Annotated in this window: 18 protein-coding genes and 1 other RNA gene; 14 read left to right on the forward strand and 5 right to left on the reverse strand. The window is 70.6% G+C overall.

The window, feature by feature from the left end; all coding sequences use genetic code 11:
- The first annotated feature begins 1 nt into the window (after nt 1).
- Nucleotides 2–709 (forward strand): ComF family protein, encoded by a 708-nt coding sequence (locus tag O7631_RS10050; protein ID WP_278143995.1) that lies wholly within the window; start codon nt 2–4, stop codon nt 707–709.
- 246 nt (nt 710–955) lie between these two features.
- Nucleotides 956–1,594 carry a ribosome-associated translation inhibitor RaiA gene (gene raiA, locus O7631_RS10055; protein ID WP_145786423.1) on the forward strand — a complete coding sequence of 213 codons (639 nt, stop codon included), beginning with the start codon at nt 956–958 and terminating at the stop codon, nt 1,592–1,594.
- A 69-nt stretch (nt 1,595–1,663) separates the two neighbouring features.
- Here raiA and O7631_RS10060 read toward each other — a convergent pair whose 3' ends face one another.
- Nucleotides 1,664–2,776 carry a GNAT family N-acetyltransferase gene (locus O7631_RS10060; protein ID WP_278143996.1) on the reverse strand — a complete coding sequence of 371 codons (1,113 nt, stop codon included), beginning with the start codon at nt 2,774–2,776 and terminating at the stop codon, nt 1,664–1,666.
- Nucleotides 2,773–3,945 carry a GNAT family N-acetyltransferase gene (locus O7631_RS10065; RefSeq protein ID WP_278143997.1) on the reverse strand — a complete coding sequence of 391 codons (1,173 nt, stop codon included), beginning with the start codon at nt 3,943–3,945 and terminating at the stop codon, nt 2,773–2,775. The genes O7631_RS10060 and O7631_RS10065 overlap by 4 nt, the downstream gene beginning before the upstream one ends.
- 168 nt (nt 3,946–4,113) lie before the next feature.
- Between O7631_RS10065 and secA the strand changes: the two genes are divergently transcribed.
- Nucleotides 4,114–7,041: a preprotein translocase subunit SecA gene (gene secA / locus O7631_RS10070; RefSeq protein WP_278143998.1), complete on the forward strand. Its 2,928-nt coding sequence runs from the start codon at nt 4,114–4,116 to the stop codon at nt 7,039–7,041.
- A gap of 477 nt (nt 7,042–7,518) precedes the next feature.
- On the opposite strand, the gene O7631_RS10075 is transcribed toward secA, so the two are convergent.
- Entirely contained in the window at nt 7,519–8,112 is a 594-nt protein-coding gene (locus O7631_RS10075) for an Rv3235 family protein (RefSeq protein ID WP_278143999.1), read from the reverse strand.
- A 465-nt stretch (nt 8,113–8,577) separates the two neighbouring features.
- Entirely contained in the window at nt 8,578–8,805 is a 228-nt protein-coding gene (locus tag O7631_RS10080; protein WP_088986222.1) for a helix-turn-helix domain-containing protein, read from the reverse strand.
- Nucleotides 8,806–9,020: 215 nt separating this feature from the next.
- On the opposite strand from O7631_RS10080, the gene O7631_RS10085 reads away from it, so the two are divergent.
- The gene (locus tag O7631_RS10085; protein ID WP_278144000.1) at nt 9,021–9,530 is read left to right on the forward strand and encodes a hypothetical protein; all 510 of its coding nucleotides are present in this window, start codon (nt 9,021–9,023) and stop codon (nt 9,528–9,530) included.
- A gap of 146 nt (nt 9,531–9,676) precedes the next feature.
- Here the strand turns inward: O7631_RS10085 and O7631_RS10090 are convergent, their stop codons facing one another.
- Nucleotides 9,677–10,762 (reverse strand): hypothetical protein, encoded by a 1,086-nt coding sequence (locus O7631_RS10090; RefSeq protein WP_278144001.1) that lies wholly within the window; start codon nt 10,760–10,762, stop codon nt 9,677–9,679.
- 337 nt (nt 10,763–11,099) lie between these two features.
- Between O7631_RS10090 and pruA the strand changes: the two genes are divergently transcribed.
- The 10 genes from pruA to O7631_RS10140 all read left to right on the forward strand — a co-directional run bounded on the left by pruA (nt 11,100) and on the right by O7631_RS10140 (nt 19,959).
- Nucleotides 11,100–12,728 carry an L-glutamate gamma-semialdehyde dehydrogenase gene (pruA, locus tag O7631_RS10095; RefSeq protein WP_278144002.1) on the forward strand — a complete coding sequence of 543 codons (1,629 nt, stop codon included), beginning with the start codon at nt 11,100–11,102 and terminating at the stop codon, nt 12,726–12,728.
- Nucleotides 12,729–12,901: 173 nt separating this feature from the next.
- On the forward strand, nt 12,902–13,417 hold the full coding sequence (locus tag O7631_RS10100; protein WP_269681016.1) for a PadR family transcriptional regulator: 516 nt from the start codon (nt 12,902–12,904) through the stop codon (nt 13,415–13,417).
- A gap of 121 nt (nt 13,418–13,538) precedes the next feature.
- A complete protein-coding gene (prfB, locus tag O7631_RS10105) occupies nt 13,539–14,660 on the forward strand; it encodes a peptide chain release factor 2 (protein ID WP_269681015.1) in 1,122 nt (373 codons plus the stop codon).
- Between the two features lie 118 nt (nt 14,661–14,778).
- Complete coding sequence (gene ftsE, locus O7631_RS10110) at nt 14,779–15,459, forward strand: cell division ATP-binding protein FtsE (RefSeq protein ID WP_030331491.1); 681 nt, start codon at nt 14,779–14,781, stop codon at nt 15,457–15,459.
- Nucleotides 15,460–15,526: 67 nt separating this feature from the next.
- A complete protein-coding gene (gene ftsX / locus O7631_RS10115; RefSeq protein ID WP_088986216.1) occupies nt 15,527–16,402 on the forward strand; it encodes a permease-like cell division protein FtsX in 876 nt (291 codons plus the stop codon).
- A 217-nt stretch (nt 16,403–16,619) separates the two neighbouring features.
- Nucleotides 16,620–17,099: an SsrA-binding protein SmpB gene (gene smpB, locus O7631_RS10120; RefSeq protein WP_278144003.1), complete on the forward strand. Its 480-nt coding sequence runs from the start codon at nt 16,620–16,622 to the stop codon at nt 17,097–17,099.
- Nucleotides 17,100–17,203: 104 nt separating this feature from the next.
- Nucleotides 17,204–17,579: a transfer-messenger RNA gene (ssrA, locus tag O7631_RS10125) on the forward strand.
- A gap of 68 nt (nt 17,580–17,647) precedes the next feature.
- Nucleotides 17,648–18,319: a hypothetical protein gene (locus O7631_RS10130; RefSeq protein ID WP_278144004.1), complete on the forward strand. Its 672-nt coding sequence runs from the start codon at nt 17,648–17,650 to the stop codon at nt 18,317–18,319.
- Nucleotides 18,320–18,470: 151 nt separating this feature from the next.
- The gene (locus O7631_RS10135; protein WP_278144005.1) at nt 18,471–18,968 is read left to right on the forward strand and encodes a hypothetical protein; all 498 of its coding nucleotides are present in this window, start codon (nt 18,471–18,473) and stop codon (nt 18,966–18,968) included.
- A gap of 46 nt (nt 18,969–19,014) precedes the next feature.
- The gene (locus tag O7631_RS10140; RefSeq protein ID WP_278147903.1) at nt 19,015–19,959 is read left to right on the forward strand and encodes a hypothetical protein; all 945 of its coding nucleotides are present in this window, start codon (nt 19,015–19,017) and stop codon (nt 19,957–19,959) included.
- Nucleotides 19,960–19,991 lie beyond the last annotated feature (32 nt).

Below are 19,991 nucleotides of genomic sequence, written 5' to 3' on the forward strand. Positions count from 1 at the left end.
GGTGAGCGGGCTCTGGGCGGACCTCGCCGACCTGGTTCTGCCCACCACCTGCGCGGGCTGTCGGGAGCGGTGGCCCGGCCTGCGGCACGGGGTCTGCCCGGCCTGCGTCACCGCGCTGGAGGCGCTGCGGCCACTGTCGGTCCGGCCCACACCCGCCCCACCGGGCCTGCCGCCCTGTGTCGCGCTCGGCCCGTACGCCGGCCCGCTGCGCGAGGCGCTGCTGGCGTACAAGGAACACGGCCGGCACGGGCTGGCCCGCCCTCTCGGCGCGCTGCTGGCGGAGGTCGTCGCGGCGGCGGTCGGCGAGGCCAGGCCGCTGGCGTTGGTCCCGGTCCCGGACACGGCGGCAGCGGCCCGGTCCCGGTACGGGGACCACCTGGACCGGCTGGCCCGGCACTGCGCTGCCCGTCTCACCCGGAGCGGCTGGGCGGTGCGGGTGCACCGCCCACTGCGCGCGCTGCCCCGACCCGACTCGGTCACCCTGGACAGCACCGGTCGGGCGGCGGCGGCCGAAGCGGCGTTCCGGCCGCGCTCCACAACACCGGACCGGGGCCGACCCGCGAGCGGGGCGCCGGTCGTGGTGTTGCTCGACGACATCGTCACCACCGGCGTCACCCTGGCCGCCGCGGCCCGGGTGCTGACCGCCACCGGGTGGGCACCGAGTGTGGCCGCGGTGCTCGCGGCGACCGAGAAAAGACACCACTCGTAACCGATCGTGTTTCCGTTTCACCCATTGGTGTACGAGCTGCGAAAAATCCTGGGCTGTCTCGGCAACATGGGGTGACTGTCGAGCAAACAGGAGTTAGCGTTTCGCTGTCGGGGGTAGGAGGTCCTTCCACCCGCCCCTGGCGGTGAGAGGAGGCGTAGCCGTACCAACCGGTCGACGCCAGCGGGTCTCCCCACGGCGCGCGACCGGGCTAACCGGATCGAAGACCGTCCGAACAAGGGAGGTCACGTGGACATCGTGGTCAAGGGCCGAAACGTCGAAGTGCCGGACCATTACCGGGTGCACGTAGCCGAGAAACTCGCAAAGATCGAACGCTACGACCACAAGCTTATTCGTGTCGATGTCGAGCTGTTTCACGAGCGCAATCCGCGCCAGGCCGACCACTGCCAGCGGGTGGAGATCACCTGCGTTTCCCGGGGCCCGGTCATTCGGGCCGAGGCCTGCACGAACGACTTCTACAGCGCGCTCGACGCGGCCATCGCCAAGCTCGACACCCGGCTGCGTCGCGCGGCCGACCGTCGCCGCGTACACCGGGGCCGGCACGCGCCGATCTCCGTCGCCGAGGCCACCGCGGGCCTGCCCGTCGCGGACCTGGTGGCCCCCGCCCTGAGCGCGCCGGCCGACGGTGCCCGCGCCGGCACCGCCGTCGCGGAGCGGGTCGAGGAGGAGTACGACGACCAGCAGCCGTGGCACATCGCCCGGGAGAAGGTGCACCCGGCGGAGCCGATGACGATCGACGACGCGCTGTTCGAGATGGAACTGGTCGGGCACGACTTCTACCTGTTCCAGGACAAGGAGTCCGGCCGCCCCAGCGTCGTCTACCGGCGACACGCCTACGACTACGGCATCATCTCCCTCGCCACCTGACCGCCCCCTGACCGTCTCGATCAGGGAGTTGTGGCGGGTCGAGTCCCGCCACAACTCCCTGATCCGGTCTCAGCGCAGATCGCCGGGCAGCAGCGCGAACGTCAGATCGTCCAGACGGGTGCCGTCGAGGCCCGGCAGGCGGCCACGCTGCAGGCCCTCACCATGGAACCCGACCCGCTCCAGCACCCGGTGCGACGCGATGTTGTCCGGCACCGTACCGGCGCTCAGCCGAGCGACGCCGACCACGCCGAACGCCCAGGCCGCGAGCAGCCGGACGGCCCGCGTCGCGTACCCCCGGCCGCGCCAGTCGGGCAACAGGGCGTAGCCCACCGACGCCTCGCCGCCGGCCACATCGGTGTACGACAGCCCGCAACTGCCCACCGGCTCCCCGCTGGACACGTCGGTGATCAGCAACCGGGCGATCTCGCCGGTCAGCCATCCGCTCTCCGCGAGACGGCAGCGCCGCTCGATCGCCTCCCGCGTCGGCGGCACGGGCGGCGCCTGGTTCGCCACCACCTCCTGTCGACTGTGCAGCCGGTACATCAGCTCCGCGTCGCCCGGCGCGAGTCGCCGCAGCGCCACCACCTGATCGGTGAGCACCCCGTCGGGCAGGTCGGGCAGCAGCCGGGCGACCGGGCCGGGAGGATCGCCGGCGAGGCGTACCCAGGCCAGCAGATCGTGCCGACCCCCGTCGCGGGCGCTACCGGCGGACCGGCGCGAACCCTCGTAGCGGAAACCGGCGGCCAGCGCGACCCGCTGGCTCGGGCCGTTCTCCACGGCGGTGAGCAGCTCCAGCCGAGCCGTCCCGGAGGCGAACGCGTGCTCGGCGAGCGCCCGGGTCGCCGCCGTGGCCACGCCTCGTCCGCGCGCTGCCGGCCGCAGCCAGTAGCCGATCTCGGCCTGCCCCCGCGCGGGCACGGGGTTGGACAGGCCCACGGTGCCGAGCAGGCGGTCCGTGGCCGGGTCCGCGACGGCATACGCCGCGCCGCCGCCGGTCCAGGCCGCCGGGGCGCCCTCGTCGATCCACCACCGGGCGTCGACCTCGGTGTACGGCGACGGCAGGCCGGTCATGAACCGTTGGCTGACCGGGTCGGCCAAGCCGTCGACCACATCGGGGACGTCCTCGTCGCGGAACGGCCGCAACCGCACCCCGTGCGCCTCCACGACCTGCTCGAAGCTCACGTCAGGTCCTTGGCGAGCAGCGCGCCCACCCACACGTCGACGCGCTCGCCCCGGTGCTGCACCCCGGCCCGGGCGGTCCCCTCGACGGTGAAGCCCGCCTTCTCCGCCGCCCGGCGGGAGGAGGTGTTGCCGACGTTCGCCCGCCACTCGATGCGGGCCAGGCCCAACGTGCTGAACCCCCAGGCGCTGAGGGCGACGAGCGCGGCCGGCAGGTATCCCCGGCCACGGGCCTCGGGGGCGGTCATGAACCCCACGTCCGCCAGCAGCGGGTCACCGGAGGAGAGTCGAAGGTCGATAGTGCCGACATACCGGTCGTCGGGGTCGGCGAACACGAAACAGGCGGCGTCCCCCCGAGCCCAGGCGTCCCGACCGTAGGCCAGGTAACCCTGCGCGTCGGCGCGGTCGTACGGGTCCGGCACCGTGGTCCAGCGGATGCTCTCCGGGTCCTGGCAGGTATGTACCACGGCGTCCAGGTCCTGCTCCTCCATGGGCCGAAGCCGCAGCTCGCCGGCTGCGTCTGCGTCTGCGGCGGCGGTGGCGGTGGCGAACAGGACAGGCTGCGGGCGGCCGAAGACGGCGGCCCGCCGGGCGGCCAGGGTGCCCGGACCGGCCGGCCCGGTCGACCCGGGCGCGGGCACCTCACCGGGCAGCAGAGAGCCGATCCAGCCGTCCGCGGCGCCCTGCAGCGGCGAGTGGGCCAGCCGCAGCCGCCCGTCGACCCGGAAGCCGGCCCGCAGCGCGACCAGCCGGGAGGCGTGGTTGCCCACCTCGGCCTGCCAGATCAACCGGCGCAGCCCCAGGCTGTCGAAGGACCAGCGGGCCACCGCCCGGGTGGCCCGGACCATCACCCCCCGGCCCCGCGCCCACGGGGCGGTCCAGTAGCCGATCTCACCGGTGCCGGCCGGGTCGATGGAGATCAGACCGCAGGAGCCGAGCAGGTCGCCGGTCGCCGGGTCGCAGACCGCGAACGGAGCGCCGCTGCCCTCCGCCCAGGCTCGTCCGCTCACCTCGGTGACGAAACCGAGCGCGTGTTCCGGCCGATACGGGCGCGGCACTGTCGTCCAGCGCTGAATGTCCGGGTCCTGGCAGGCTCGGTGCACGGCCTCGGCGTCCGCCTCCCGCCAGGGTCGCAGCAGCACGCCGTCCTCGATGATCTCCACGGGCTCCACCCGTGCATCCTGCCGCAGCGTTCGCCGACGGCGTAACCGGATAACGTTTGAGGCGTGTGCAGGGCGCGAGTTTTGTCGGGTTCGGCGGGGTCGAGCACCGCCACCAGTGACCATCGGGCCGATGGAGCGCCTACGATGGTTCGAGACTGTCTAGGGGAGCGTTGATCCGTGTCGATTCTGGAAAAGGTCCTTAACGCGGGCGAGGGCCGCATGGTGCGCCGCCTCAAGGCGATCGCCAATGCCGTCAGCTCGATCGAGGACGACTACGTCAACCTCACCGACGAGGAACTGGCCGGCATGACCGAACAGTTCCGAGAGCGGCTCGACGAGGGCGAGACCCTCGACGACCTGCTGCCGGAGGCGTTCGCGGTGGCCCGCGAGGCGGCCGCCAGAGTGCTCGGCCAGCGCCCGTACGACGTCCAGGTCATGGGCGGCGCGGCGCTGCACTTCGGCAACATCGCCGAGATGAAGACCGGTGAGGGCAAGACGCTGACCTCGGTCATGGCCGTCTACCTCAACGCGCTCTCCGGCAAGGGCGTCCACGTGATCACGGTCAACGACTACCTCGCCCAGCGTGACGCGGCGTGGATGGGTCGGGTGCACGAGTTCCTCGGGCTGACCGTCGGCGTGGTCCTGCCCAACCGCCCGGCCAGCGAGCACAAGGCCGCCTACGAGTGCGACATCACCTACGGCACCAACAACGAGTTCGGCTTCGACTACCTGCGCGACAACATGGCCTGGTCGAAGGACGAGCTGGTCCAGCGCGGCCACAACTTCGCGGTGGTCGACGAGGTCGACTCCATCCTCATCGACGAGGCGCGCACGCCGCTGATCATCTCGGGTCCGGCCGAGCACTCCGCGCGCTGGTACGGCGAGTTCGCCGGCGTGGTGGCCCGGCTCCAGCCCGGCACCGACGGCGAGGGTGACTACGAGGTCGACCACTCCAAGCGCACCATCGCGGTGACCGAGCGCGGTGTCGCCAAGGTCGAGGACCGGCTCGGCATCGACAACCTCTACGAGTCGGTCAACACCCCGCTGGTCGGCTACCTCAACAACGCCATCAAGGCCAAGGAGCTCTACAAGCGCGACAAGGACTACATCGTCAGCGACGGTGAGGTCCTGATCGTCGACGAGTTCACCGGCCGCATCCTGCACGGCCGTCGCTACAACGAGGGCATGCACCAGGCGATCGAGGCCAAGGAGGGGGTGGAGATCAAGCAGGAGAACCAGACCCTGGCCACCATCACCCTCCAGAACTACTTCCGCCTCTACACGAAGCTGTCCGGCATGACCGGTACGGCGCAGACCGAGGCGAGCGAGTTCAACAAGGTCTACAAGGTCGGCGTCGTGACCATCCCGACGCACCGCCCGATGGTCCGCGAGGACCGGCCCGACGTCATCTACAAGACGGAGAAGGCCAAGTTCAACGCCGTCATCGAGGACATCGCCGAGCGGCACCAGATGGGTCAGCCGGTGCTGGTCGGCACCGTCTCGGTGGAAAACTCCGAGATCCTCTCCCAGTTGCTGCGCCGACGCGGCATCCCGCACAACGTGCTGAACGCCAAGTTCCACGCCCGGGAAGCCGAGATCGTCGCCCAGGCCGGGCGTAAGGGCGCCGTCACCGTCGCCACCAACATGGCTGGCCGTGGCACCGACATCCTCCTCGGCGGCAACGCCGAGTTCCTCGCCGCGAGCGAGCTGCGCCAGCGCGGCCTCGACCCGCTGGAAAACGAGGAAGAGTACGCCAAGGCGATGGAGGAGGTCCTTCCCACCTGGAAGCAGGCCTGCGACGCCGAGGCGGAAGAGGTCTCCGCCGCCGGCGGTCTGTACGTGCTGGGCACCGAGCGGCACGAGTCCCGCCGGATCGACAACCAGCTGCGCGGTCGTGCCGGCCGGCAGGGCGACCCGGGCGAGTCCCGGTTCTACCTGTCCCTCCAGGACGAGCTGATGCGACGCTTCCGGGCCGGTGCGGTCGAGGCCGTGATGGAGCGCTTCAACATCCCGGAGGACGTGCCCATCGAGTCGAAGATGGTCACCCGGCAGATCAAGAGCGCCCAGGCCCAGATCGAGGGCCAGAACGCCGAGATCCGCAAGAACGTCCTCAAGTACGACGAGGTGCTCAACAAGCAGCGCCAGGTCGTCTACGCCGAGCGACTCCGGGTGCTCAACGGCGAAGACCTCTCCGACCAGGTCCGCAACATGATCGACGACACCGTCGAGGCGTACGTGCGGGGCGCCACCTCCGAGGGCTACGGCGAAGACTGGGACCTCGAACAGCTCTGGTCCAGCCTGAAGCAGCTCTACCCGGTCGGCGTGACGATCGAGGAGCTGGAGGAGGAGGCCGGCGGTTCGCGGTCCGGCATGGACGCCGACTTCCTGGTCGCCCGCCTCAAGGAGGACGCGAACGCCGCCTACGACCGGCGCGAGGAGCAGCTCGGCCCCGAGGGTGTGCGTCAGCTCGAGCGGATGGTGCTGCTCCAGGTCATCGACCGGAAGTGGCGCGAGCACCTCTACGAGATGGACTACCTCCAGGAGGGCATCAACCTCCGGGCGTACGCCCAGCGCGACCCGGTGGTGGAATACCAGCGCGAGGGCTTCGACATGTTCGCCACCATGATGGACGGCATCAAGGAAGAGACTGTCGGCTTCCTCTACAACATCGACGTCCAGGTGACCGAACCGGAGCCGGAGGAGGGGGCCGACGAGGTCACCCTGCTCGACAAGCCGGTGGAGATTCGTGCCAAGGGCCTCAACCAGGCGCCGCGGCGGCAGGGCCTGCAATACTCCGCCCCCACCATCGACGGTGAGGCCAGCCCTGGCGCCGTCGCCGTCGAGCAGGCCGAGCAGCAGGCTCCGGCGCTCGGCGTGGGCCGACCGTCCCCGAACGCTCCGGCGGCACCGGGGCAGACCGCCCCGTCCGCGCCGCAGCGACCCGCGTCCGGACTTCGTGGCCCGGCGCTCCCGACGGCCGGCTCCCGTCGCCCGGCGCCGAACCAGGCGGAGGCGAGCAACGGCCCGTCCCGCAACGCGCCGTGCCCGTGTGGGTCGGGCCGCAAGTACAAGCGCTGCCACGGTGCCCCCAACGGCGGCAACTGACCAACAGCACCTGACGAACGGGTCCCGGCCACCAGGCCGGGACCCGTTCGTCGTCAACGGCCCTTCTCGGGCCGATTCCGTCTACCGTCTGCCGCCCGCCGCCCGCCGCCCGCCGCCCGCCGCCCGCCGCCCGCCGCCCGCCGCCCGCCGCCTGCGGCTCGCCGTCCATTGCCCGGGCTCGTCGTCCGTCGCCTGCGGCCCGCCCTCTGCGTTCGCCGTTCGCGGCTCGCGCTCCTGGTGATCGACTCGGTTTGCAGAAAGCCGGAGTGTCGTCGGCAGGTTGATGGCCCGACTTCCAAGAACCCGAGTCGATCAAGCCCGGCCGGCACGGCTCGACCTGGAGTGGGGCGATCTGGCGGTCCTGGCCTGGTCTCACTCTGGCCTCGCCGTGCCTAGTCCCCGGCCGTGCCTGGTCCCCGGCCGTGCCTGGTCCCCGGCCGTGCCTCGCAACGGCCGGCCTCGGCTCGGGCGCGTTTGTCAGAGGACGTGCAGGGCGGTGCAGAGCCAGCGGCCCCGACGGTGTTCCAGACGGAGCGCCATCGCCCAACTGCGACCGGCCGCGCCGGTGAGGACGGCAGCCGCCTCCACGGCCGTGTCCCGAGGCTCGCAGACACGGAGGCGTAGTAGTCGGACCGCCGGTCGGGATGCCCGGCGGCGAGGTGCGCCGGTTCGCGCGGATGCGCGGGCCAGTTCGGCCAGCAGGTCAGTCGCTCGGGGTGGGTCGAGCAACGCGCGCACCTGTGCCGGTGACCGGTAGCCGTTGATCACTTCCAGGCAGGTGCCGACGAAACGGTGCGCGGCTCGGGCGGACTCCGGGGCGGTCGCTCCCGGTAGCGAGGCGACCGGGTGAGCGGTGGGCCGAGTGGGCACCGGTCGGAGGGCGGCCCGGCGTTCGGGAGGTCGGACCGGGTCCCGCCGTGTCGAGGCGAACAGGTCGAGGGCGAGCTGGCCGTGGGTGGGCACCGGCCAGTACGACCCGTCGGTCTCGTCGACGTACGGGGGGTCGACAGGTGGGACGGGGCGCAGCCGCACGGGTGGTCGGGAGGGGCCGGGTCGCGCCTCGCTCATCATGCCCCCTTGATCTTGCGTTTGCTTTCGTTTGCCTCCGACAAGGCCAATTTTCGACGACGATGCGGCCCCGGTCAATGCCCGAGGAATGAGTTGGGCTGGGGCAAAGCATGATCCACTCCACTTCGCCGAAGTGGGGGTGTCGCTGCGACCTGATACCCCCACGTCGCCGACATGGAGTGGATCAACCGGTTGCGGCGCCCTCGGGGGAGTGGCGCTCGTGAGTTAGGCGCAGAATGCCGTATTCGACCGACTCGCCCACGCTGGGGCAGCAGGGGGGACGTCGAGCCGAGGAGGACGGGGAGCGCGCCGAGGCGAGGAGGACGGGAAGCGCCTCGAGCTGAAGAGATCGGGGAGCCTGCCGGCCGAGGATGGCCAGGGGTGCGTCGGGACGAGCAGGCGAGGCGAGCAGGGCAAAAGGCTGGGACCGGCCCGAAGGGTGTTCGCCCCGACACGGCCGGTGGGCAGCTACTCCGGGTCGCGGTCGATCAATGGATTGCTCTGCACCCATTCTGCTGTCTCATGGTATTTGCGCGCTATGTAGTCCTCCAGTCGCGCGCGTTCGACGCGCCACTGTCCGCGTCCGCCGATCTTGATCGCGGGCAGTTCGCCGCTGCGCACCATGTGGTAGACCTGCGAGTCCGACACGTTCAGCTCGGCGGCGACGTCGGAGAGCAGCAGGAACCTCGGCTCCACAGGAACTCCCGGTGTTGATGACGTTTGGCTCAGTTTGCCACCGACAGCTCTTGCCGCCCAGCACCCGCCTCCCGGCGGTAGGTCGGACCGGGCGAGGACACACCGGCCGGAAACTTCCACCGGCCGGAGGCGGGGTGTATGACGGTCACGGCGTGCGGCATGATCTGCGCCCGTGCCGGCGGCCGCCGGCGGTGGACGAAGCGGGGAGACGACCGGTGACCGACGAACTTGTCCGGGTGTACGTGCCGGCGACCGTACCGATGCTGGCCCGGTTGCGCGCCGAGGGCCTGGCCGCCGACGAGGCTCATGCCGTGACCCCGGCGCTGCGTGAGTGGTACGCCGAGGGTGACGAGGAGGAGTTGGAGTACGTCGCGTTCACCCGGGCCGCCCAGGACGCGCTGCACCTGCTCCGGGCCGACCCGGACGCTCCCCGTCGCCGTGTGGTCGTCTCGGTGGACCTGCCGGCGGGCGCGGTCGGGCGGGGCGACGGTGAGCTGGGTTCCAGCATGGTGACGTTGGCTGACCCCGTGCCGGTCGGTGCCATCGCGGCCATCCACGTGGATGGCGCGGACGCGGTCGAGGACGTCAGCGCGGCGGCTGACGTGGTGGCCGAGGCGGCAGCTGGCGACCCCGACGCCCAGTTCGCCGTCGACGGCGCTGAGGACCACGAGCTGGAGTGGTACGACGTGACGGAGCTGGACCAGCTGCTGCGCGCGGCAAGCTGAGCAGAAGACCGCCGCGAGGTACGACCCACCTGCGGCAAGCCGGACGCCGCGAACGGTGCGCCAGGACTACGACCGGCGAAGCCGGACCCAACGACAGGGCGCCGGCAAGTGCCACCCGACCGCGGCGAGCCGGACGCCGACCGACGTCAGCGGGCCGGGTCGGCCTTGGCCGGGTCCGTGTCGAGCCTGTCGAACGCCTCGGCCGGGTCCGTCTCCTCGGTGGTGACCGGGTCCGTGACGGACTGCGGGTTGTCGGCCGGTTCGTCGTCGTTGTGCGAGGGGCCGAGCGTGCGGCCGAACGCGATGAGCGCGGTCAGGGCCCCGACGAACAACACCCAGATGCCGTTGTCCACCCGGGAGGTGCCCAGCGACGTCTGCGCCACGGCGTCCGCCTCGCTGAGCGCGCTGGCCAGGTCGAGCAGCGATCGGCCACCGACCCGGATGATCACCTCGGCGAGCAGCAGGAACAGCCCTGGTCCGGCGCCGGCGAGCAGGTACGCCGGCCAGCGCAGTGCCGGAGCCTCGGGGTCGTGGCGGAGGGTGCGACGTCGCGACCAGGTCAGGTAGGCGTAGGCGAGCAGTCCGGCAAGCAGTCCGGCGACGAGCGACTCGGTGCGGGACACCCACTTGGCCGCGTCGACCACCGACTGTTGGCTGTCGCCGGCCCCGAAGAGGTCGAACAGCGGGTCCCGGGCCTGGCTGAACGCGACCACGAAGAGGAGCGTGCCCAGCGCGGCGGCCACCACCGCGCCGACCGCCGGGGCGGTTCGCGCAGCGGCCACGGCACCGCCGATGATCGCGGCGGCCGCCGTGGTGCCGGCGATCACGTTGGTGGTCGAGGTGTCGAAGTAGGTGAGGTTGATCGCCAGCGCGGCGCCGAGACCGACGAGCATGCCGCCGCCGATCGCACCGGTGAAGCGCAGGGTGGCCCAGTCGCCGTACCGGCGGGACAGCAGGTTGGCCGCCGCCAGCGCGACGGCCGCCCCGGCCACCAGCGCGGCCGAGATCACGCCGGGCAGGGCGAAGGCGGAGAGGCTGATCGCGGTGACGCCGGCCGCCGCCGAGGCGATGGCCTCCCGCGTGGACCAGAGCATGGCGGTCAGCCACGCGAGCGCCAGCAGCGCGAGGACCGCGGCGCCGGGTGCGGGCGGCGGCCCGCTGCGGGGGCTGGCGGCGTCGGCAGCCGGGTCGTCCGACTCCGCGGCCGCGACGCGGCCGGGCTGCTTGGTCATCGTCTCCCCTTCGAGGCGGCAGGTCACCGACCATTCAGGGTACGCGGGCCCGCTGGGTCGCCCGCCGCCCCGGGAGGGCCGGAAGGGGGTACGCGTCGGGCGGGCGGCCGGCCCAGCGGTCGCGGCGCCGGATCGAGCCCGATCGGTAAGGGGAGAAGGGGTACGCCGGTCCTTGGCCGAAGACGGTGGCGGAGGTGGGGCGCGCAGCTCTCCATGGGAGAATCACGGGAGGTCCCGCCGCTGCTCGGCCCCCCCGGGTGGCGTCCGGTGTCCGACCGTCCGGTCGGTGCCTGCGGGTCCGGTTTCGCCACTGCTGTCGAGATCGCCAGGAGCCTTGATGGATGCCGTGTTCTCCGTTCCCGAGCCGCGCAACGAGCCGGTTCGCAACTACGAGCCGGGCAGCCCCGACCGGGACCGGCTCCAGCGGCGGCTGACCGAGCTTGCCGCCGAGCGCATCGACCTGCCGATGACCATCGGTGGTGAGCAGCGGATGGCTGGCGGTGACTCGATCGACGTGGTGCAGCCGCACAAGCACGCGCACGTGCTGGGCGTGACGGGTCACGCGACCCACGACGACGCCAGCGCCGCGATCAAGGCAGCCAAGGCAGCTGCCCCGATGTGGCGGGCGCTGCCCTTCGAGGAGCGCGCCGCGATCTTCCTGCGCGCCGCCGAGCTGCTCGCCGGCCCCTGGCGCGACACCCTCAACGCCGCCACGATGCTGGGCCAGTCGAAGACCGCGATCCAGGCGGAGATCGACTCGGCGTGTGAGTTCATCGACTTCCTCCGGTTCAACGTGCACTTCGCCCGCCGCCTGCTCGAGGAGCAGCCGGCGTCCGCCCCGGGTGTCTGGAACCGTTTCGACCACCGCCCGCTGGAGGGCTTCGTCTACGCGGTCACCCCGTTCAACTTCACGGCCATCGCCGGCAACCTGCCGTCGGCGCCCGCGTTGCTGGGCAACACGGTGATCTGGAAGCCGGGCCCGACCCAGCAGTTCGCCGCGCACTTCACGATGCGGTTGTTCGAGGCCGCCGGCCTGCCGCCCGGCGTGATCAACATGGTCACCGGCCGGGGCGAGGAGGTCTCCGACGTCGTGCTTGCCGACCCGGATCTGGCCGGCATCCACTTCACCGGTTCCACCAAGGTCTTCCAGCAGTTGTGGCGGACCGTCGGCGACAACATCGCCCGTTACCGGGGCTACCCGCGCCTGGTCGGCGAGACCGGCGGCAAGGACTTCGTGGTCGCGCACACCAGCGCGGACGTGGACGCCCTGCACACCGCGCTGATCCGCGGCGCGTACGAGTACCAGGGTCAGAAGTGCTCGGCGGCCTCGCGGGCGTACGTGCCACGGTCGATCTGGGAGGGTGGGCTGCGTGACCGGCTGGCCGCCACCACCGACTCGTTGACCTACGGCGACGTGGCCGACTTCGGCAACTTCGGCGGCGCGGTGATCGACGACAAGGCGTTCGCCCGGCACACCGCGGCGCTGGAGCTGATCAACGGTGACGACTCCTGCCGGGTGCTGGCCGGTGGCACGGCGGACGACTCGGTCGGCTACTTCGTCCGGCCGACACTGTTCGAGTGCTCCGACGCCGCCCACGAGACCTTCACCACCGAGTACTTCGGGCCGATCCTGGGCGTGCACGTGTTCGACGACGCCCGCTTCGACGACGTTGTCGCGCAGGCCGAGTCGATCGCCCCGTACGCGTTGACCGGCTCGGTGTTCGCCAACGACCGCCGGGTGGTCGACGCGGTCGCCGAGCGCATGCGGTACGCGGCCGGCAACTTCTACATCAACGACAAGCCGACCGGCGCGGTGGTCGGGCAGCAGCCCTTCGGCGGTGCCCGGGCCAGTGGCACCAACGACAAGGCGGGCTCCTGGCTGAACCTGGTCCGTTGGCTGTCGCCGCGGACGATCAAGGAGACCTTCGTGCCGCCGACGGACCACACGTACCCCCACATGGGCTGACCGACGACGACCGCCGGCGGCGCGTGGCGCTGCCGGCGGTCGGACGTCCTGCCGCAACCCATCGATAGTCCTCAACGGACAGTCTGCCGCCGACAGTGCACTTAGGAAGTCCTGTTGGGTGGCAAACTGGCAAATCCTGGACGCCGGGTGCGCAAAGTGGCAGCGTAGTGGGCATGGCGGAATCCGGAGTCAACCCTACGGCGGCGGCCCTGCTCGGCCTCCTCCACGAGGGCCCGATGACAGGCGGTCAGTTGATGGCCGCCGCTGAGCGCCGTCTGGCGCCGTACTGGTCGATGACCCGCAGTCAGGTCTACCGCGAGTTGCCGGTGCTGGCCGAGCGGGGTTACGTGCGTCTCGGTAAGCCGGGGCCGCGGATGAGCCAGCCGTACGCACTGACTGCCAGTGGGAAACGGACGTTCTCCCGCTGGCTCGCGGAGAACCCGGGGCGGGACACCATCCGCAACCCGATCGCGCTGCGGATGGCCTTCGGCAACCTGCACTCGGCGAGCCAGTTGAAGGGCCTGTACGCCTCGGCCAACGAATACCACACCGAGGCCCTCGCCCAGGTCCGGGAACAGGTCAAGAACGCCAAACGGGACGGGGAGACGTACGACGCCAGCGCGCTGGAGTTCGCCGTCGCTTACCACAAGGCCGCCCTGTCCTGGCTGAAGTCCGCCCCCGTCGGGTGACGTCCGGCAGATTCGCCGACAGCAAACGAGCTGCTCCGGCAGCCTGGGCGCAGGGCCGATTTGGCGCGGAACTGCGGGGCTCGCAAGCTCACTCCTCGTCCGCGCAGTACGCTTGTCTGTCGTGACCGCTGCCGATTACGCCGAACAGCTCAAGGAACTCGACGCGACCCTGCGAAACATCGAGGCCGTCCTCAACATCGACCGGCTCCACGAGGACAAGGCCCGCCTCGAGCAGGAGGCCTCCGCCCCTGATCTCTGGGACGACCAGGCCAAGGCTCAGCAGGTGACCTCGCAGCTGTCGTACGTCAACGGCGAGATCAGCAAGCTGGGCACCCTCCGCTCCAGCCTCGACGACGCCCAGGTGCTGCTGGAGCTCGCCGAGGCCGAGTCCGACCCGGGCGTGCTGACCGAGGTCGAGTCGGAGATCACCGGGTTGACCAAGGCCATCCAGGAGATGGAGGTCCGCACCCTGCTCTCCGGCGAGTACGACTCCCGGGAGGCGCTGGTCGCCATCCGGGCCGGTGCCGGTGGCGTGGACGCCGCGGACTTCGCCGAGATGCTGCTGCGGATGTACCTGCGCTGGGCGGAGCGGCACGGTTACCCGACCGAGGTCTACGAGACCTCGTACGCCGAGGAGGCGGGCCTGAAGTCGGCCACCTTCGCGGTGAAGGTGCCGTACGCGTTCGGCACGCTCAGTGTCGAGTCGGGCACCCACCGCCTGGTCCGGATCAGTCCGTTCGACAACCAGGGCCGCCGGCAGACCAGCTTCGCCGGCGTCGAGGTCCTGCCGGTCACCGAGCAGACCGACCACATCGACATCCCGGAGAACGAGGTACGCGTCGACGTCTACCGTTCCTCCGGCCCCGGTGGGCAGAGCGTCAACACCACCGACTCAGCGGTCCGGCTGACCCACATCCCGACCGGGATCGTGGTGACCTGCCAGAACGAGAAGTCGCAGCTGCAGAACAAGGCCTCCGCGCTGCGGGTGTTGCAGGCCCGCCTGCTGGAGCGCAAGCGCCAGGAGGAGCAGGCCAAGCTCGAAGGTCTCAAGGAGAACGCCGCCGGCTCCTGGGGTGACCAGATGCGCTCCTACGTCCTGCACCCGTATCAGATGGTGAAGGATCTCCGAACCGAGCAGGAGACCGGCAATCCGAGCGCCGTCTTCGACGGTGAGTTGGACGGTTTCATCGAGGCGGGCATCCGTTGGCGCAAGCAGCGGCAACTCGCCGACGACGGTGCGTAACCGCGCGTAGGCGCAGCGCGTCATCGATCTCCAGGTGGGAGCCCGATTCGACGACTCGCGACGGATCGGCGGGGCGTGGGGCTTGGCTCAGTTGTTACACCGCGTAGACTCACCACCCGTGATTCAGCTTGAGCAAGTGACGAAGACGTACCCGAAGGCGTCCCGGCCTTCGCTCGACAACGTGTCCGTCTCGATCGAGAAGGGCGAGTTCGTCTTCTTCATCGGTCCATCCGGCTCCGGCAAGTCCACGATCATCAAGATGCTGCTGCACGAGGTGGCCCCCAACAAGGGGCGCGTCGTCGTCAACGGCAAGGACGTCACGTCGATGCGTTCCTGGAAGCGACCCCACTTCCGGCGCTCGATCGGCTGTGTCTTCCAGGACTTCCGGCTGCTGCCGAACCGCACCGCCTACGAGAACGTGGCGTTCGCCCTCGAGGTGATCGGCAAGACGAAGGCGGTCGCCCGCCGGGTCGTGCCGGAGGTTCTGGAGCTGGTCGGGCTCGGTGGCAAGGAGCACCGTTACCCGCATGAGCTCTCCGGTGGTGAGCAGCAGCGGGTCGCGGTCGCCCGGGCGTTCGTGAACCGTCCGCTGATCCTGCTGGCGGACGAGCCCACCGGAAACCTGGACCCGGACACCTCAATCGAGATCATGCGTCTGCTGGACCGGATCAACCGCACCGGCACGACCGTCGTGATGGTCACCCACGACTCCAACATCGTGAACCAGATGCGCCGCCGCGTCGTCGAGATCGAGAGCGGTCGCATCGTGCGTGACCAGGCCCGCGGCGTCTACGGGTGAGCCGACGCTCCACCCTTGCCCAGCCTGACGACGAACACCTCATGCCGGAGACCCGGAGGAAATCCCGATGCGCGTGAAATACGTCCTGTCCGAGGTACTGGTCGGACTGTGGCGCAACGTGACCATGTCCATCGCGATGATCATCACGATGGCGGTCTCGCTGACCATGCTCGGCGCCAGCGGTCTCATGTACCGCCAGGTCGACGACATGAAGGACCTCTACTTCAAGAACATCCAGGTCGCGATCTTCCTGAACCAGGAGGTGAGCGAGCAGGAGCGCACCGATCTGCGGACCAAGCTCGACGGTGACCCCCTGGTGAAGGAGGTCATCTACGTCGACAAGGCCCAGGCGTACGAGCGCTTCAAGACGATGTATCAGGACGCTCCGGACCTGGTGAACGCGGTCAAGCCGGACCAGCTGCCGGAGTCCTTCCGGATCACGTTGAACAACCCGGAGCAGTACAAGAACATCTACGACCAGTACAAGGAGACCGGGGGCGTCGACGAGATCGTCGACCAGAGCAAGCTGCTCGACAAGATCTTCAACATCCTCACGTCGATCCAGAACATCGCCCTGGCCGCCGCCATCGTGATGGCGATCGCCGCCCTGCTGCTCGTCGCGAACACCATTCAGGTGGCCGCGTACAGCAAGCGGCGTGAGGTCGCGGTCATGAAGCTGGTCGGTGCGTCCAACTGGTTCATCCAGGCGCCGTTCGTGCTGGAGGCCGTGGTGGCCGGCCTGATCGGCTCGCTGCTCGGCCTGGTCGCTCTGATCGCGGCGAAGTATCTGCTCTTCGACGGCTCGTTGAGCGCGTTGCAGGGTCTGCTCTCGCCGATCACCTGGGGCGACATCCTGTTCATCTTCCCGCTGATGGCCGGCGTCGGTGGTCTGGTCAGCGCGGGCACCGCCTGGATCACCCTGCGCTTCTACCTGCGGGTCTAGGCACCGTACGGGTCGCCCCGTCGTCTCCCGAGGACCCTCCCGCAGCCGGAAATATATGGCGCGGGAGGGTCCTTGTGATTGAGGCTTATTCGGGCGGTCCTCACGATGGCACGAGCTGCCCGACGGCCAGAGCCCGAATAAGCCTCATTCGGGTAGCATGATCGGTTGTCCGGCCGGGGTGAGCCCGGCCACGGACGTCGGAGAGGGGGTGGCACCGATGCCACGGGAAAAGGGGCGCAAGGTGGTCGCCTCCAACAAGAAGGCGCGCCACGACTACGCCATCCTCGACACCTACGAGGCGGGCATGGCGCTGACCGGCACCGAGGTCAAGTCGCTGCGGGCTGGTCGCGCGTCGCTTGTCGACGCCTTCGCCCAGGAGCGCGACGGCGAGTTGTACCTGCACGCCATGCACATCCCGGAGTACACCCAGGGCACCTGGACCAACCACGAGCCCCGGCGTACGCGCAAGCTGCTGCTCAACCGGGTTGAGATCGACAAGCTCGTCGGCAAGACCCGCGAGGGTGGTCTGACGATCGTCCCGTTGCAGGTCTACTTCTCCGACGGCTGGGCAAAGGTCGAGATCGCCCTGGCCAAGGGCAAGAAGGCGTACGACAAGCGTCAGGACCTCGCCAAGCGGGACGCGGACCGGGAGATCGCCCGGGTGTCCGGTCGCCGGGGCAAGGGCATGGACGACTGATTCATCCTGTTTGTCCGGGTCGGCGCGCCGGCCCGGGGCTCGGGATGAAAGCTGTTGCGGCAGGCGTTAGTCTTGTCAGTGCCGCCACATCGGTGGCCTGTCGAGGGGGTGACTGGTTTCGACTTCGTACGCAGCGACAGGGGAAGCGAGCCGAGGAAGCCGACGTCGTCTCGAGAATCGATCGTCGGAAACTTATAAGCGCCGATAACACTCGCGCTGACTTCGCTCTCGCCGCCTGAGGCGAGTAGCTAAGTCTGTCGGCCTGGGAACGCCTTCGTCCCAGTAGCCGGCATCAGCTAGAAGGCTGGCCAATCGGACCCGGTCGCGGGGTCCGTGCGGCGAGATCAATCAGCGACTGGGCCCGTCACACCAACTTGCTCGCGTGAGCGGTGGGGCCGAGTAGAGGCACAGCGAGCTGCGCTCGGAGAAGCCCTGACAAACCGGCGAAGGACCCGGGTTCGATTCCCGGCACCTCCACCACCTCGATCGAAGCGCCCCGGCCCACCGGCCGGGGCGCTTCGTCGTGTCGAGGTCTTACGCTGCCTGCTGTGACCCACCAGGAGCTGCGCCTGTCGGTAGGCGCGTCACCCGCCCAGCGCACCGTGGCGGTGCTGTCCGGCGTCTTCCTCGCGACCCTCGGCGTGGCATTCGTGGCGCTGCCCCTGCTCGCCGGCGGACTGCTGCGTCGGCTGACCGGCCCGGGGGACGCGTTCGCCTCCTACGAGGAGGCCCGCGACCTGCCGCCGGGAATGCTGCCGCCCGCGTTGAGGGACTCCGCCGGCGGCGCGGACCAGTCCGGCTCCGTCCCGGTGGTCGGGCTGTGCGGCCTGCCGTTCGTCCTGCTCGGCGTCTACCTCGTGCTGCGGGTGCTCCGCACCGCCGCGTGGCTGGACGGCAGCCGGGTACGGGTCCGGGGCGCGTTCCGTACCCGTTCCGTCGACCTCGCCACCGCCCGGATCGACGCCGACGGGGTGTCGCATCGCGGGGACGATGCCCCGATGGTCGGGCAGCGGCTGCGCTCCACCGTGGTCGCCGTCGACCGGTCGGGCGCGCCGCGGGTCGTCATCCCGCTGCGCGGTATGGGTCTGGACAGCCTGCCCCCGTCCGAGCTGCGCGCGTTGGCGGACGCGATCACGACCGGCCGACCGGCCGACGGGCGCGACGACGCCGCACACGCCGTCGCCGACCACCTGAACCGCCTGGCGACGCACCCTCGCTAGGCCGCCTCCGCCTCGGGACCGGTGGCCCCTGGTGCGGATGGGGCTGTTGTGGTGAACGGGGCAGATGAGCCACTGGGCGACCCTGGACAGAGCCCTCCGGTCAGCCTCACCATCGCGGTATGGGATAGCAGCTTTCGCGCGGGAGGTGCCAATGGTCACCGGTCCGGTCCAGCAGCCGTCACTCGTCGCCCGTCCGCGTGCCGCGCATCCCGTCGATCCCCATCCCATCGGACTACCCGGTGAACCGCGCCCGGCCGGGCTCGCCGGAGACGTGCACGCGTTCGGTCGGGCCGTCGCCGTCGCCACGACCGAGCCGCGTTGGCGGGAGGAGGTCCTGCTGCGGCTGCGTCCGGTGCGGCAGGGCTTCGCCGAGCACGTCCGGGCCACCGAGGGGCCCGCGGGCCTCTACCGGGAACTGCTCACCCAGTCGCCGCGGCTGGAGCACGGGGTGCGGTTGCTGACCCGGGAGCACGCGGCGATCGTGGCCGCGCTCCTCGCTGTCCAGCGGATCGCCGAGCAGACCGACGTGTCGCCGGACGAGCTACGGCATCGAGCCGGGCACCTGCTGCGGAAGCTGGCCCGGCATCGACGACGCGGCTCCGACCTGCTCTGGGAGGCGTACCAGACGGATCTGGGTGGCGAAACCTGAACCCCTGCCGGGGAACCGGGTCGTCGGTGGCCGCGTCGAACCGTTCATGCGTCGACCGGCCCTGCTGCTCGTACTCCCGTTGCTTCTGGTGGCGGGCTGTGCCGCGACCGATGCCGGCCCGTCGGGCGACCCGACGCAACCCGGGGAGGCCTTCGACCAGAGGGCGGCCCAGGTCGCCGAGGCGTGGCAGCCCGGAACGGCGTGGCGCACGGGGTACGTGCCGCTGGAGGGGCCGACGGTGCTCACCGGTGACCCGCGCTTCACCCCCGACACCGAGGCGGCGTTCCGGGCCGGCTGGTACCGGACGCAGGTTCCGATGTACCCCACCAGGGTCGGCGGCGAGATCCGGTTCCCGGACGGTCGGCTGACGCTGCCGTTGGTCAGCGCCGCCGAGGCGTACCGCCAGCTCGACCAGGGTGACCCGATGCCGTGCCCGGGGCGACCGAAGCGACCGGGCCTGCCCTCCCCCGGCGGCCCCACCGTCGAGCCCGGCCCGGACGGTTGGGCCACCAGCTCGACGCAGACCGCCTGCCTGTCGCTCACCGTCACCGGGGTCACCCTCGGCGCCGTGCCGGTCCGCACGAGCCGGGGTGAGGCGCAGGTCCCGGCCTGGCTGTTCGACGTCGAGGAGCTGGCCGCCCCGGTCGCCCAGCTCGCCGTCGCGCCCACGGCGGTGGGCCGGGTGCCCGAGCCCTCCGCGCCGGCCGGGCCGCTGCCGGCCGGGCTGGTGGCCGCCCAGAATCTCGCGGCGGTCGACGGCGCCCGCGTGACAGTGCGGCTCGGCGTCGGTGCCTGCGACACCGGGATCACCCCGTTGGTGTGGGAACGGCCGGACGTCGTGGTGGTTGGTGGACGCGTCACCCGAGCCGCCGGCGAGTGCATCGACGTGTTGAAGGTGGAGCCGGTCACCGTCACCCTCGCGACGCCGCTGGGCGCTCGGCCGGTGCTCGACGTGTCCACCGGCGCTCCACTGTCGATGGCGCCGCGCTGAGCGACCCGGGCGCAGCCGCGCTGAGCGACCGG

The sequence above is a fragment of the Micromonospora sp. WMMD967 genome, assembly GCF_029626165.1.
Taxonomy (GTDB): Bacteria; Actinomycetota; Actinomycetes; order Mycobacteriales; family Micromonosporaceae; genus Micromonospora; species Micromonospora taraxaci.

What these genes read in the sequence shown, in the direction of transcription:
- O7631_RS10075 (WP_278143999.1), bottom strand. Translation starts at nt 8,112, where the DNA reads ATGATGAGCGAGGCGCGACCCGGCCCCTCCCGACCACCCGTGCGGCTG.
- O7631_RS10090 (WP_278144001.1), bottom strand. Translation starts at nt 10,762, where the DNA reads ATGACCAAGCAGCCCGGCCGCGTCGCGGCCGCGGAGTCGGACGACCCG.
- pruA (WP_278144002.1), top strand. Translation starts at nt 11,100, where the DNA reads ATGGATGCCGTGTTCTCCGTTCCCGAGCCGCGCAACGAGCCGGTTCGC.
- O7631_RS10100 (WP_269681016.1), top strand. Translation starts at nt 12,902, where the DNA reads ATGGCGGAATCCGGAGTCAACCCTACGGCGGCGGCCCTGCTCGGCCTC.
- ftsX (WP_088986216.1), top strand. Translation starts at nt 15,527, where the DNA reads ATGCGCGTGAAATACGTCCTGTCCGAGGTACTGGTCGGACTGTGGCGC.
- smpB (WP_278144003.1), top strand. Translation starts at nt 16,620, where the DNA reads ATGCCACGGGAAAAGGGGCGCAAGGTGGTCGCCTCCAACAAGAAGGCG.
- O7631_RS10135 (WP_278144005.1), top strand. Translation starts at nt 18,471, where the DNA reads ATGGTCACCGGTCCGGTCCAGCAGCCGTCACTCGTCGCCCGTCCGCGT.
- O7631_RS10140 (WP_278147903.1), top strand. Translation starts at nt 19,015, where the DNA reads ATGCGTCGACCGGCCCTGCTGCTCGTACTCCCGTTGCTTCTGGTGGCG.